The organism is Streptomyces sp. NPDC008121, from assembly GCF_042957155.1.
Classification (GTDB): Bacteria; Actinomycetota; Actinomycetes; order Streptomycetales; family Streptomycetaceae; genus Streptomyces.
The window spans coordinates 123006-136584 of sequence record NZ_JBIBHT010000007.1 but is presented as its reverse complement, the minus strand read 5'-3'; the positions used below and the strand labels follow the sequence as shown (position 1 = coordinate 136584).

The 13579-nt window shown below is 71.9% G+C and carries 12 protein-coding genes; 8 read left to right on the top strand and 4 right to left on the bottom strand.

Going from position 1 to position 13579, the window contains the following annotated elements:
• Nucleotides 1–19 precede the first annotated feature (19 nt).
• Nucleotides 20–712 (top strand): helix-turn-helix domain-containing protein, encoded by a 693-nt coding sequence (locus tag ACFZBD_RS23335; RefSeq protein ID WP_391142561.1) that lies wholly within the window; start codon nt 20–22, stop codon nt 710–712.
• 3 nt (nt 713–715) lie between these two features.
• On the top strand, nt 716–1984 hold the full coding sequence (locus tag ACFZBD_RS23330) for an MFS transporter (protein WP_391142559.1): 1269 nt from the start codon (nt 716–718) through the stop codon (nt 1982–1984).
• Nucleotides 1985–2036: 52 nt separating this feature from the next.
• Here ACFZBD_RS23330 and ACFZBD_RS23325 read toward each other — a convergent pair whose 3' ends face one another.
• On the bottom strand, nt 2037–2279 hold the full coding sequence (locus ACFZBD_RS23325) for a hypothetical protein (RefSeq protein ID WP_391142557.1): 243 nt from the start codon (nt 2277–2279) through the stop codon (nt 2037–2039).
• A 71-nt stretch (nt 2280–2350) separates the two neighbouring features.
• Between ACFZBD_RS23325 and holA the strand changes: the two genes are divergently transcribed.
• Nucleotides 2351–3337, top strand: coding sequence for a DNA polymerase III subunit delta (gene holA, locus ACFZBD_RS23320; RefSeq protein WP_391142555.1), 987 nt, complete (start codon nt 2351–2353; stop codon nt 3335–3337).
• A gap of 299 nt (nt 3338–3636) precedes the next feature.
• Here the strand turns inward: holA and rpsT are convergent, their stop codons facing one another.
• Nucleotides 3637–3903, bottom strand: coding sequence for a 30S ribosomal protein S20 (gene rpsT / locus ACFZBD_RS23315; protein WP_391142553.1), 267 nt, complete (start codon nt 3901–3903; stop codon nt 3637–3639).
• 186 nt (nt 3904–4089) lie between these two features.
• Here rpsT and lepA point away from each other — a divergent pair, with 186 nt between their 5' ends.
• From lepA to hemW, 3 genes are all read left to right on the top strand, one after another.
• Nucleotides 4090–5961: a translation elongation factor 4 gene (gene lepA, locus ACFZBD_RS23310; protein WP_391142550.1), complete on the top strand. Its 1872-nt coding sequence runs from the start codon at nt 4090–4092 to the stop codon at nt 5959–5961.
• A gap of 304 nt (nt 5962–6265) precedes the next feature.
• Nucleotides 6266–8140, top strand: coding sequence for an AMP-binding protein (locus ACFZBD_RS23305; RefSeq protein WP_391142548.1), 1875 nt, complete (start codon nt 6266–6268; stop codon nt 8138–8140).
• A 66-nt stretch (nt 8141–8206) separates the two neighbouring features.
• Complete coding sequence (gene hemW / locus ACFZBD_RS23300) at nt 8207–9439, top strand: radical SAM family heme chaperone HemW (RefSeq protein ID WP_391142545.1); 1233 nt, start codon at nt 8207–8209, stop codon at nt 9437–9439.
• Between the two features lie 28 nt (nt 9440–9467).
• Here the strand turns inward: hemW and ACFZBD_RS23295 are convergent, their stop codons facing one another.
• Together ACFZBD_RS23295 and ACFZBD_RS23290 are read right to left on the bottom strand one after the other, a co-directional pair.
• A complete protein-coding gene (locus ACFZBD_RS23295; RefSeq protein ID WP_391142542.1) occupies nt 9468–10271 on the bottom strand; it encodes a DUF3097 family protein in 804 nt (267 codons plus the stop codon).
• A 10-nt stretch (nt 10272–10281) separates the two neighbouring features.
• Nucleotides 10282–11007, bottom strand: a complete 726-nt coding sequence (locus tag ACFZBD_RS23290; protein WP_391142540.1) for an MBL fold metallo-hydrolase — start codon at nt 11005–11007, stop codon at nt 10282–10284.
• A gap of 314 nt (nt 11008–11321) precedes the next feature.
• Between ACFZBD_RS23290 and hrcA the strand changes: the two genes are divergently transcribed.
• A complete protein-coding gene (gene hrcA, locus ACFZBD_RS23285; RefSeq protein ID WP_391142538.1) occupies nt 11322–12341 on the top strand; it encodes a heat-inducible transcriptional repressor HrcA in 1020 nt (339 codons plus the stop codon).
• Entirely contained in the window at nt 12342–13481 is a 1140-nt protein-coding gene (gene dnaJ / locus ACFZBD_RS23280; RefSeq protein ID WP_391142535.1) for a molecular chaperone DnaJ, read from the top strand.
• Nucleotides 13482–13579: the final 98 nt, after the last annotated feature.

The following is a 13579-nucleotide window of genomic DNA, read 5'->3' as shown; positions in this document are numbered from 1 at the left end:
CTAAAGCTAGCTTTACATCATGGAGAAGCAGGAAGAAGGGCCGGAACAGCCCCGCAGTATCCGTCTCACGGACCCCCGCGCCCTCAGGGCGTACGCCCACCCGACCCGTATGACGCTTGTCGGCCTGCTCCGGCAGAGCGGGCCGTTCACCGCCACCCGGGCCGCCGAGCTGACCGGGGAATCGGTGGCCAGCTGCTCGTACCACCTGCGGATACTCGCGAAGTACGGGCTGGTGGAGGAGGCGCCGGGCGGGCGGGGGCGGGAGAAGCCGTGGCGGGCGACGGCGCGGTACACGGACTGGCCGGCGGACAGCGAGGACGCGTCGGTCGCCGAGGCTGTCGACGCGCTGAGTACGGCGGCCGCCGAGCAGTACTTCCGGCGGTTCCTGCGGGCCATGGGGGACCGCCGCAACACGCCCAAGGAGTGGCGGGAGGCCGAGCAGCTCGGCGACTCGCTCCTCTACCTCACGCCCGCCGAGCTGACCGCGTTCGGCGAACGGGTGGAGGAGCTGTTGCGGCCCTACGAGGAGCGCGGAGCCGACGCGTCCCTGCGGCCCGAAGGGGCGAGGCCCGTCAGCCTGCTGCGGATCGCGTTCCTCGACCGCGAGATCCCCCCGGCAGACACGACCGACCACGACGTGCCCGCCGGGCACGGCGACGACCGCGGCGAGCAGGACGCTCCCGGCGGGCGTGCCGACCAGGGCGAGGAGTGAGGGATGGGAGCCGCCGCTCACATACCGGTGCTGCTGCGCGAACGGTCCTTCCGGCGTTACTGGACCGGGCAGACGGTCTCGCTCGTCGGTGACCAGATCTCGCTGATCGCGATCCCGCTCGCCGCCGTGCTCGTCCTGGGCGCGGACGCGGCCGAGATGGGCTGGCTCAAGGCGGCCGAACTCCTGCCGGCGCTGCTGCTCAACCTGCCGCTCGGCGCCTGGGCCGACCGGCAGCCCCGACGGCGGCGCGCCATGATCGCGGCCGATCTCGGCCGGGCGGCGCTCCTGGTGACACTGCCCGTCGCCCACCTGCTCGGCGCCCTCACGCTCGGGCAGCTCTACGCCGTCGCGTTCGGGGTGGGGGCACTGAGCGTGCTGTTCGAGGCCTGCAACGTCACGCTCTTCGCGGCCCTCGTCCCCACCGAGCGCTACGTCCAGGCCAACTCGCTCGTCAACGGCGCCCGTTCGGCGGCCTGGCTGGCGGGCCCCAGTGCCGGCGGCGTGCTGGTGCAGATCCTGACCGCGCCCTTCGCGCTGCTCGCCGACGCCCTCACCTTCCTGCTCTCGGCCGCCTACCTCACCAGGATCGACCCCGTCGAGCCCCCGCCCGCGCCGGTCGGGAAAGGGCATTTCACCGCCGGGCTGCGCTGGGTCGTGCGGAACCCCTCCATGCGGGCGCTGTTCGCGGCCTCCGGGACGGTGCAGTTCTTCAACTACATGTTCCACACGCTGTTCGTGCTGTACGTGACGGCCGAACTCGGCCTGAGTGCGGGCGTCCTCGGCGCGGTGCTCGGCGCGGGTGCCGTCGGAGGGCTGATCGGAGCCGCGTGCGCCGGGACGGTCGTACGACGGTTCGGGATCGGGCCCTCGATCATGGGAGGCTTCCTCGGCTTCACCCTGCCCCTGCTGCTGATCCCGCTCGCCGAAGGCCCCACCGCCGTGGTCGTGGCCCTGCTCTTCGGGGCCGAGTTCCTCTCCTGCGTGGGGGTGATGGTCGTCGACATCGCCGCCGGATCCTTCCAGATGGCGCTGATACCCGAGGCCGTCCGGGCGCGGGTTCTGGGCGCGTTCCGCACCCTCAACCACGGCTTCCGGCCGCTCGGCGCGCTCGCCGGCGGTTTCCTGGGCACGGCGATCGGGCTGCGCCCCACGCTGTGGATCGCGACCGCCGGAGCGGTGTTCGCCGTCCTGTGGCTGCTGCCGTCGCCGCTGCCCCGCACCCGCGACCTGCCCGCCCCGGCCGACGAGACCGGCACCGTCACCGTCTCCTAGGCCCAGGCCCGCAGGTCCCAGACGCCCCGGTCACCCCGGCCGCCCCGGCTGCCTACGGCGCTTCCAGCCAGCCTTCGTACTCGGCCGCCAGCGCGTCGAGCGCCGAGGCGTCCAGACGGCTCTCCGGGTCCTCCACCACGACCAGCCACTGGGCGTCCTCCGCGTCGTCCTCACCCGCCAGGGCGTCCCTGACGAGCTGAGGCTCCTCCGCGACGGAGAAACGGGCCGGCAGCTCCTCGGCGACCTCCTCGGCGGCGTCGCGGTCGGGCAGGACGAGTACGTGTCGTTCGCTCACCGGACCATTCTCCGGTACGGCGCCCGGCGCCCGGGCGGGGGTGTCGGTGGCCCGTGGGATGCTGGGACGCGATGGCACCCAGGAAGAATTCGACCGACGACCTCCTCGCCCCCGTGACGCTCGCCGTGGGTCAGGAGGACCTGCTCCTCGACCGCGCCGTCCAGGAGGTGGTGGCGGCCGCCCGGGCCGCCGACGCCGACACGGACGTCCGCGACCTCACCAGCGACCAGCTCCAGCCCGGCACGCTCGCGGAGCTGACCAGCCCCTCGCTCTTCGCCGAGCGCAAGGTCCTCGTCGTGCGCAACGCCCACGACCTCTCCGCCGACTCGGTCAAGGACGTCAAGGCCTACCTCGACGACCCGATCGAGGAGATCTCGATCGTGCTGCTCCACGCGGGCGGGGCCAAGGGCAAGGGGCTGCTCGACGCGGCGCGCAAGGCGGGCGCCCGGGAGGTGGCCTGCCCCAAGACGACGAAGCCGGCGGAGCGGCTGACGTTCGTACGGCAGGAGTTCCGCTCGCTGGGGCGGTCGGCCACGCCCGAGGCGTGCCAGGCGCTGGTCGACTCCATCGGCAGCGACCTGCGGGAGCTGGCCTCGGCCGTCTCGCAGCTCACCGCGGACGTGGAGGGCACGATCGACGAGGAGGTCGTCGGGCGGTACTACACCGGCCGGGCGGAGGCCTCCTCGTTCAACGTCGCCGACCGGGCGGTGGAGGGCCGGGCCGCGGAAGCGCTCGAAGCGCTGCGCTGGTCGCTCTCCACCGGCGTCCCGGCGGTCCTCATCACCAGCGCCCTCGCCCAGGGCGTCCGCGCGATCGGCAAGCTGTCCTCGGCGCGCGGCGGCCGACCCGCCGACCTGGCCAGGGAGCTGGGCATGCCGCCGTGGAAGATCGACCGGGTCCGCCAGCAGATGCGGGGCTGGACGCCGGACGGGGTGTCGCTGGCGCTGCGCGCGGTGGCGGAGGCGGACGCGGGAGTGAAGGGCGGCGGGGACGACCCGGAGTACGCCCTGGAGAAGGCGGTCGTCGCGGTGGCCCGCGCGGCCCGCCTCCGACGCTAGGACCCGCACCCCGACGCGTCCCGCCCGGGCGCGGCGCCCCCCCCGGCACGTCCCGCCCGGTGCGGCGCCCCGCACCCCCGGCACGTCCCGCCCGCCTCCGACGCTGAAACCGCACCCCCGTGCGACGGTACGGCGAAGGCCCCGCTCTCTCCTGGGGAAGGAGAGGTGCGGGGCCTTCGGCGTGAGACGGGTGGGCTCGTGCACGCGTGGCGAACGCGTATCGCGCACGAGTCCGGGGTGCCGGTCGGGAGCGGGAGAGAGGGCCCGCTGAGTCCCGTCCGGCGCTACATCAGAGGGGCTCAGCCCTGCAGAGCGGCAACCTTGGTGGCCAGCGCCGACTTCTTGTTGGCGGCGGCGTTCTTGTGGATGACGCCCTTCGAGACAGCCTTGTCGAGCGCGCGGGCGGCGGCGCGAGAAGCCACGACGGCCTTCTCGACGTCACCCGCGGTGACGGCCTCGCGGGCCTTGCGGATCGCGGTCTTGAGCGAGGACTTGACGGCCTTGTTGCGCAGGCGCGCCTTCTCGTTCGTCTTGTTCCGCTTGATCTGGGACTTGATGTTCGCCACGAAAAGAGCCTTTTCAGGTTCGATGATGTTTCTGAGTGTGTGACCCCGTCGCTGAGAGGGCGTACGAGACACAGCTGTCCACGGTATCAGGCGCCCTCGGCGCCGCCCAAACCGAGCGCCGCACCGCACTCGTGGGACCATGGAGCCTACGTATCGATCCGACACCGCCCCGAGACGAGACCCTGCGTGCCCGCGACTCCTCCACACGTGCCCGAGCCGAGCCGTACCGACCCGGCGCTGATCCGCAACTTCTGCATCATCGCGCACATCGACCACGGCAAGTCGACCCTCGCCGACCGGATGCTCCAGCTGACCGGTGTCGTCGACCAACGGCAGATGCGCGCCCAGTACCTCGACCGGATGGACATCGAGCGCGAGCGCGGCATCACGATCAAGTCCCAGGCGGTCCGTCTTCCCTGGGCGCCCACCGAGGGCGCGGGGCAGGGCAGGACCCACATCCTCAACATGATCGACACCCCCGGGCACGTCGACTTCACGTACGAGGTCTCCCGCTCCCTCGCCGCCTGCGAGGGCACGGTCCTGCTCGTGGACGCGGCCCAGGGCATCGAGGCGCAGACCCTCGCGAACCTGTACCTGGCGATGGAGAACGACCTCACCATCGTCCCCGTACTGAACAAGATCGACCTGCCGGCGGCGCAGCCGGAGAAGTTCTCCGAGGAGCTGGCCAACCTCATCGGCTGCCAGCCCGAGGACGTGCTGAAGGTCTCCGCCAAGACGGGCCTGGGCGTCGAGGCGCTCCTGGACCGGGTCGTGGAGAACGTCCCGGCCCCGGTCGGCGTCGCCGACGCCCCCGCCCGCGCGATGATCTTCGACTCGGTCTACGACTCGTACCGCGGTGTCGTCACGTACGTCCGTGTCGTCGACGGGCAGCTCAACAAGCGCGAGCGCATCAGGATGATGTCGACCGGCGCCACCCACGAGCTGCTGGAGATCGGCGTCTCGTCGCCGGAGATGACACCGTCCGACGGCCTCGGGGTCGGCGAGGTCGGCTACCTCATCACCGGTGTGAAGGACGTCCGCCAGTCCAAGGTGGGTGACACGATCACCTCCCTGTCGAAGGGCGCCACCGAGGCGCTCGGCGGCTACAAGGACCCGAAGCCCATGGTCTTCTCGGGGCTCTACCCGCTGGACGGCTCGGAGTACCCGGACCTCCGCGAGGCCCTCGACAAGCTCCAGCTCAACGACGCCGCGCTGGTCTACGAACCGGAGACCTCCGCCGCGCTCGGCTTCGGCTTCCGCGTCGGCTTCCTCGGCCTGCTCCACCTCGACGTGATCCGCGAGCGCCTGGAGCGCGAGTTCGGGCTCGACCTGATCGCCACCGCGCCCAACGTGGTCTACCGCGTGGTCATGGAGGACGGCAGCGAGCACACCGTCACCAACCCGAGCGAGTTCCCCGAAGGCAAGATCAGCGACGTGTACGAGCCCGTCGTACGCGCCACGATCCTCGCCCCCAGCGAGTTCATCGGCGCGATCATGGAGCTGTGCCAGACCCGGCGCGGCACCCTGCTCGGCATGGACTACCTCTCCGAGGACCGGGTGGAGATCCGCTACACCCTCCCCCTCGCCGAGATCGTCTTCGACTTCTTCGACCAGCTGAAGTCCAAGACGCGCGGTTACGCCTCCCTCGACTACGAGCCCACCGGCGAGCAGGCCTCCAGCCTGGTCAAGGTCGACATCCTGCTGCACGGCGACAAGGTGGACGCCTTCTCGGCGGTCACCCACAAGGACGCGGCGTACGCCTACGGCGTGCGGCTGGTCGCCAAGCTGCGCGAGCTGATCCCGCGCCAGGCGTTCGAGGTGCCCATCCAGGCGGCCATCGGATCCCGGGTCATCGCCCGCGAGACCATCCGCGCCATCCGCAAGGACGTCCTCGCCAAGTGCTACGGCGGTGACATCTCCCGTAAGCGGAAGCTGCTGGAGAAGCAGAAGGAAGGCAAGAAGCGGATGAAGATGGTCGGCTCGGTGGAGGTCCCGCAGGAGGCCTTCATCGCCGTGCTGTCGAGCGACGACTCCGCGGGCGGCAAGAGCAAGAAGTGACCGCCGAGGGGCGGCCGGCCGCCCCCGCCCGGTCCCGACCGGCGCGCGCCGCGATCGGATGATCGGACCGGCGATTAGCTGACGGATACATCGAACGGGTCCTCGCACGGTACGTGCGGGGGCCCGTTCGGCGTCGGTACGGCGTTCGTTCTGTTATCAACCGGGTATGAAGCGGCGGCCCGCAGGCTCTTACGCACCGGACTTCGGCCATCTAGTCTGAACCCGGCTCGAAGGTTACTCGCCAGTTAGCTACGCACCGCCAGATCGCACCACCAGCAGGCACCGCCGCCGCCCGGAGGACGTCGTGAGCGACACACTGACCCAGATCGAGAACCGGCCGCCCTCCGTGGCGACCCTCTTCCTTGAGCGCGTGGCGCGGACTCCCGACGCGGAGGCCTATCGCTACCCGGTCCCGGCCGCCTCCGGGCAGGGCCCCGACGACTGGAAGTCGCTCAGCTGGGAGCAGGCCGCCGAGCGGGTCTACGCCATCGCCGCGGGCCTCATCGACCTCGGCGTCCGCTCCGAGGAGCGGGTCGCCCTGGCCTCCGCCACCCGGGTCGAGTGGATCCTCGCCGACCTCGGCGTGATGTGCGCGGGCGCCGCGACCACCACGGTCTACCCCCAGACCAACGCCGAGGAGTCGGCGTTCATCCTCTCCGACTCCGAGTCCAAGGTCCTCATCGCCGAGGACGCGGCCCAGGTCGCGAAGGCCCGCGAGCGCCGCGCCGAGCTGCCCGGCCTGCACCACGTCGTCGTCATCGACCCCACGGGCGTCGAGACCGACGAGTGGGTCCTGACCCTCGCCGACCTGGAGGCGCGCGGCAAGGCGTACCTGGAGAAGCACGCCGAGGCGGTCAAGGAGCGGGTTGCGGCGATCACCGCCGACCAGCTCGCCACCCTGATCTACACCTCGGGCACCACGGGCCGCCCCAAGGGCGTCCGCCTCCCGCACGACAACTGGTCGTACATGGCCAAGGCGATCGCCTCCACCGGTCTGGTCACCCAGGACGACGTGCAGTACCTCTGGCTGCCGCTCGCGCACGTCTTCGGCAAGGTGCTGACCTCCGGCCAGATCGAGGTCGGCCACGTCACCGCCGTCGACGGCCGCATCGACAAGATCATCGTGAACCTGCCGATCGTCCAGCCGACGTACATGGCCGCCGTGCCCCGGATCTTCGAGAAGGTCTACAACGGCGTCGCCGCCAAGGCCCGCGAGGGCGGCGGCGCGAAGTACAAGATCTTCCAGTGGGCGGCCGGCGTCGCCCGCGAGTACGCCAAGGTCACCCAGGACAACTTCCGCCGCACCGGCACCGCCTCCGCCCCCTTCGGCCTCACCGCCCAGCACAAGATCGCCGACGCGCTGGTCTACAAGAAGCTGCGCGAGGCGTTCGGCGGCCGGCTGCGCGCCGCCGTCTCCGGCTCGGTCGCGCTGGCGCCCGAGATCGGCTACTTCTTCTCCGGCGCCGGCATCCACATCCTGGAGGGGTACGGCCTCACCGAGTCCAGCGCGGCCAGCTTCGTCAACCCCGGCGAGGCCTACCGCACCGGCACCGTCGGCAAGCCGCTGCCCGGCTGCGAGGTCCGGATCGCCGACGACGGCGAGATCCTGCTGCGCGGCCCCGGCATCATGGAGGGCTACCACGGGCTGCCGGAGAAGACGGCCGAGGTCCTGGAGGCGGACGGCTGGTTCCACACCGGGGACATCGGCGAGCTGTCCGCCGACGGCTATCTGCGGATCACCGACCGCAAGAAGGACCTCTTCAAGACGTCGGGCGGGAAGTACATCGCGCCGACCGAGGTCGAGGGCCAGTTCAAGGCCGTCTGCCCGTTCGTCTCCAACATCGTGGTCCTCGGCGCCGACCGGAACTACTGCAGCGCGCTCATCGCCCTCGACGAGCCCGCCATCCTCGGCTGGGCCGCCGAGCAGGGCCTCGGCGGCAAGACGTACGCGGAGGTCGTGGCCGCCCCCGAGACCGAGAAATTCGTCCAGGGGTACGTCGACCGCCTCAACGAGGGCCTCCAGCGCTGGCAGACGATCAAGAAGTTCCGTCTCCTGCCGCGCGACCTCGACGTGGAGCACGGCGAACTCACGCCGAGCCTGAAGATGAAGCGGCCCGTCGTGGAGCGCACGTACAAGCACCTGATCGAGGACATGTACGCGGGGTCGCGCGAGGCCTGAGAGCTCCGGGCCGGGGGTTATCCACAGGCCGGCGGCTCACCTCGGGCGGTACGGGACAATGGGCTCATGCCTTCCGTACTGCCCGATGGTGAGCCCATGCCCGAGACCGGGGCGCTGCCCGCGCACGCCCTGGAAGGGGCGGCCGAGCGGCCCCTCGGGTTCTATCTGCACGTGCCGTACTGCGCGACGCGCTGCGGCTACTGCGACTTCAACACCTACACCGCGAGCGAGCTGCGCGGCACCGGAGGCGTCCTCGCGTCCCGGGACAACTACGCCGAGCAGGTCGTCGAGGAGATCAGGCTCGCCCGCAAGGTCCTCGGCAACGACCCCCGGCCGGTGCGGACCGTCTTCGTCGGCGGCGGGACGCCGACCCTGCTCGCCGCCGGCGATCTCGTGCGGATGCTGGGGGCGGTCCGGGAGGAGTTCGGGCTCGCCGACGACGCCGAGGTGACGACCGAGGCGAACCCGGAGTCGGTGGACCCGGCGTATCTCGCCGAGCTGCGCGAGGGAGGGTTCAACCGCGTCTCCTTCGGGATGCAGAGCGCGCGGCAGCACGTCCTGAAGGTGCTGGACCGCACGCACACGCCCGGGCGCCCCGAGGCGTGCGTCGCGGAGGCGCGGGCGGCCGGCTTCGAGCACGTCAATCTGGACCTGATCTACGGCACGCCCGGGGAGACCGACGACGACTGGCGGGCCTCGCTCGACGCGGCGATCGGCGCCGGTCCCGACCACGTCAGCGCCTACGCCCTGATCGTGGAGGAGGGCACGCAGCTGGCGCGGCGGATCCGGCGCGGCGAGGTGCCGATGACCGACGACGACGTGCACGCGGACCGGTATCTGATAGCCGACGCCGTCTTCGCCGAGGCCGGCTACGACTGGTACGAGGTCTCGAACTGGGCCACCACCGACGCCGGGCGCTGCCTGCACAACGAGCTGTACTGGCGCGGCGCCGACTGGTGGGGCGCGGGGCCGGGCGCGCACAGCCACGTGGGCGGGGTGCGGTGGTGGAACGTGAAGCACCCGGGCGCGTACGCGGCGGCGCTGGCGGAGGGGCGCTCCCCGGGAGCCGGACGCGAGGTCCTCGCGGCGGAGGACCGGCGGGTGGAGCGGGTGCTGCTGGAGCTGCGGCTCCGGGAGGGCGTCGAGCTGGCCCTCCTGCGCCCCGCCGGCCTCGCCGCGGCCCGCGAGGCCCTGGCGGACGGCCTCCTCGCCGCCGAGCCGTACGCCGCAGGCCGCGCGGCCCTCACCCTGCGGGGTCGCCTCCTCGCGGACGCGGTGGTGAGGGACCTGGTGGACTGATCGCGCCCGGAGGGCGGCCCCGCGGGGGCTACGGCGCCGTCACGAAGTCGATCAGTTCCTCCACCCGGCCCAGCAGGGACGGTTCCAGGTCCTTGTAGGAGTGCACCTTCGAGAGGATGTGCTGCCAGGCCGCGCCGGTGTTCTCCGGCCAGCCGAGCGCGCGGCAGACGCCCGTCTTCCAGTCCTGCTCCCGGGGGACGGACGGCCAGGCGGGGATGCCCACCGACGACGGCTTCACCGCCTCCCAGATGTCGATGTACGGATGGCCGACGACCAGGACGTCCGGCGAGGAGACGCGGGAGGCGATGCGGGACTCCTTCGAGCCCTCCACCAGGTGGTCCACCAGGACGCCGAGGCGCGCGTCCGGGGCCGGGGCGAACTCGGCGACGATGGCGGGGAGGTCGTCGACGCCCTCCAGGTACTCCACGACCACGCCCTCGATGCGCAGGTCGTCGCCCCAGACCCGTTCCACCAGCTCGGCGTCGTGGCGGCCCTCCACGTAGATCCGGCCCGCGCGCGCCACCCGGGCCCGGGTGCCCGGGACCGCGATCGACCCCGAGGCCGTACGGGTGGGCCGCGCCGGCCCCCCGGCGGACGGGCGCACCAGAGTGACCACGCGCCCCTCCAGGAGGAAGCCGCGCGGCTCCAGCGGGAAGACCCGGTGCTTGCCGAAGCGGTCCTCCAGGGTCACCGTGCCCGCCTCACAGCGGATCACCGCCCCGCAGAAGCCCGTCGCCACCTCCTCCACGACGAGGTCGACGTCCGCCGGCACCTCCGGTACGGGGGCCGACTTCTTCCAAGGGGGCGTCAGATCCGGGTTGTAGCTCCGCATTCGCGCGACGTTATGACACTCCGAAGCGCCGTGCCAGCTCATCGCGCTGCGTCCGTACGAACGCCGCGTCCACCACCGCCCCGTGCCCCGGCACGTACACCGCGTCCTCGCCGCCCAGCCGCAGCAGCCGGTCGAGCGCCGCCGGCCACTGCGAGCCGACCGCGTCGGGCCCCGCCTGCGGCTCGCCCGACTCCTCCACCAGGTCGCCGCAGAACACGATCTCCGGGTCAGGGTCGCCGGGGACCAGGAGCACCAGATCGTGCCCCGAGTGGCCGGGGCCCACATTGGCCAACAGCACCTGACGGCCGCCGAGGTCCAGCGTCCACTCGCCGGACACGGTGTGGCGGGGCAGGACCAGGGTGTCGGCGGCCTCCGTCGCCGCGTCCTCGTCGACCCCCTGGCGTACCGCGTCCAGCCGCAGGCCGTGCCGGTCCCGCCGCATCGTGTCGTCGACGCCCACCGCGCCGAAGACCGCCGCCCCGGAGAACGCCGCCGTGCCGAAGACATGATCGAAGTGGGGGTGGCTCAGTGCGATGTGCGTCACCTTGCGCCCGGTCATGGCCTCGACCTGGCCCCGCAGCTCCCCGCCCTCCCGGAGCGTGGAACCCGTGTCGTACAAGAGGACCGACCTCTCGCCGAGCACCAGACCCACCGTCGCGTCCCATCCGGGCAGCCGCCTCCGCCCGACCCCGTCCGCGAGCCGCTCCCAGCCGAACTCTTCCCAATCGACGTCCATACGGCGACGCTATCCGCTACGGCGAGAGCCCGTGCGGGCCCCCGGCCGCCGAGCGCGGCGACGACCGACGACGACCGGCGACGGCCCCGCTGCGGCGCGGACACGGCGCGGACACGACCCGGACACGGCGAGACCACAGCGAGACCACAGCGCGGCCACGGGGTGGCCACACAGCGGCTCGGACGCGGCCTCCTTGCCAGGATCGACGCCCGCCGCCGTACACTTGCCGGGGGTTTCCTGGCACTCGGACAGGGCGAGTGCCAAACACGGAGCAACCGGAACGAACGACCGATCGACAGCTGGAGGTGTGCGCCATGCTCAGCGAACGCAGACTCGAGGTGCTGCGCGCCATCGTCCAGGACTATGTCGGGACGGAGGAGCCGGTCGGCTCCAAGGCGCTCACGGAGCGCCACAAGCTCGGCGTGTCGCCCGCCACCGTGCGCAACGACATGGCCGTCCTGGAGGACGAGGGCTACATCGCCCAGCCCCACACCAGCGCCGGACGCATCCCGACCGACAAGGGCTACCGCCTCTTCGTCGACCGGCTGGCCGGCGTCAAGCCGCTGTCGACGCCCGAGCGGCGCGCGATCCACAACTTCCTCGACGGCGCCGTCGACCTCGACGACGTCGTGGGCCGCACGGTCCGGCTGCTCGCGCAGCTGACCCGCCAGGTCGCGGTCGTGCAGTACCCCTCGCTGACCCGTTCGACGGTCCGGCACGTGGAACTGCTCGCGCTGGCCCCCGCCCGGCTGATGCTCGTGCTCATCACGGACACCGGCCGGGTCGAACAGCGGGTGATCGACTGCCCGGCGCCGTTCGGCGAGGCCTCGCTGGCGGACCTGCGGGCCCGGCTCAACAGCCGGGTCGTCGGCCGCCGTTTCGCGGACGTGCCGCAACTGGTGCAGGATCTTCCGGAGTCCTTCGAGGAGACGGAGGACCGGGGCACCGTGTCGACGGTGCTCGCGACCCTGCTGGAAACCCTGGTGGAAGAGCACGAGGAACGGCTGATGATCGGCGGCACCGCCAATCTCACCCGCTTCGGGCACGACTTCCCCCTCACGATCAGGCCGGTGCTCGAAGCGCTGGAGGAGCAGGTCGTGCTCCTCAAGCTGCTCGGCGAGGCCAAGGACTCGGGCATGACCGTACGGATCGGGCACGAGAACGCCCACGAGGGCCTCACCTCCACGTCCGTCGTCGCGGTCGGCTACGGTTCGGGCGACGAGGCAGTCGCCAAACTCGGCGTGGTCGGACCGACCCGCATGGACTACCCCGGAACGATGGGAGCGGTACGCGCAGTGGCACGTTACGTCGGACAGATCCTGGCGGAGTCGTAAGTGGCCACGGACTACTACGCCGTACTCGGCGTGCGCCGCGACGCTTCCCAGGACGAGATCAAGAAGGCATTCCGGCGGCTCGCCCGCGAGCTGCACCCGGATGTCAATCCCGATCCGAAGACGCAGGAGCGCTTCAAGGAGATCAACGCCGCCTACGAGGTGCTGTCGGACCCGCAGAAGAAGCAGGTCTACGACCTCGGCGGCGACCCGCTGTCCGCCTCGGGCGGCGCGGGCGGGGCCGGCGGCTTCGGCCAGGGCGGCTTCGGAAACTTCTCCGACATCATGGACGCGTTCTTCGGCACGGCGTCGCAGCGCGGGCCGCGCTCGCGCACCCGCCGCGGCCAGGACGCCATGATCCGGCTGGAGATCGACCTCAACGAGGCCGCCTTCGGCACCACCAAGGACATCCAGGTCGACACGGCCGTCGTCTGTACGACGTGTTCGGGCGAGGGCGCCGCGCCCGGCACCTCCGCCCAGACCTGTGACATGTGCCGCGGCCGCGGTGAGGTCTCGCAGGTCACGCGGTCCTTCCTGGGCCAGGTCATGACCTCCCGCCCCTGCCCGCAGTGCCAGGGCTTCGGCACGGTCGTCCCGACCCCCTGCCCGGAGTGCGCGGGCGACGGACGGGTCCGCTCGCGCCGTACGCTCACGGTCAAGATCCCGGCCGGTGTCGACAACGGCACGCGGATCCAGCTCGCGGGCGAGGGCGAGGTCGGCCCCGGCGGCGGCCCCGCCGGCGACCTCTACGTCGAGATCCACGAGGTCCCGCACGAGACCTTCCAGCGGCGCGGCGACGACCTGCACTGCACGGTCACCATCCCGATGACGGCCGGCGCGCTCGGCACGAAGGTGCCGCTGCAGACGCTCGACGGCGTGGAGGAGATCGACATCCGGCCGGGCACCCAGTCCGGCCAGTCGATCCCGCTGCACGGGCGCGGCATCACGCACCTGCGCGGCGGCGGACGCGGCGACCTGATCGTGCACGTCGAGGTCACGACGCCGTCCAAGCTGGACCCGGAGCAGGAGCGCCTGCTGCGCGAACTGGCCAAGCTGCGCGGCGAGGAGCGCCCGACGGGCCAGTTCCAGCCCGGCCAGCAGGGCCTCTTCTCGCGCCTGAAGGACGCCTTCAACGGCCGGTAGCCCGGCCGGCACCACCACCCGGCCCAGGCCGGCACACCGCCGGAGCCGTACGTACGCAGGGCGCCGTCCGCACACCGCGGGCGGCGCCCCGCGGCGTT